This window comes from Flavobacterium salmonis (assembly GCF_903819435.1).
Lineage (GTDB): Bacteria > Bacteroidota > Bacteroidia > Flavobacteriales > Flavobacteriaceae > Flavobacterium > Flavobacterium chungangense.
The window spans coordinates 1-267 of sequence record NZ_CAIJDP010000106.1; the positions used below are offsets into that span (position 1 = coordinate 1).

The 267-nt window shown below is 36.0% G+C and carries 1 protein-coding gene; it reads right to left on the bottom strand.

Going from position 1 to position 267, the window contains the following annotated elements:
* Nucleotides 1–267 (bottom strand): hypothetical protein (locus FLACHUCJ7_RS25020; protein ID WP_180910955.1); only part of this gene is annotated, 267 nt, incomplete at both ends.

Here is a 267-nt window from a genome sequence, read left to right on the forward strand (position 1 = left end):
TCCTTTGCATTGTAAGTATAATTGGTTTCTGAGATGATGCTTTTACCGTCATCGGTCTTTTCTGTTTTGATGACCTGGGTAGGCAATGGCCATTCTAGTTTATAGTAAAAATCAAAAATGTCGTTTTTTATTTGGCTTCTGTCCCTGAAAGCTTTTATGAGATTACTATAGGTTGACGTGTAGATAAAATCCTCTTTTTCTACAAGCCTTGCAATGCTTCCTTTTTTGGTGGTAAACTTTTCGATGGATTTGGTCAATCCATTGGTA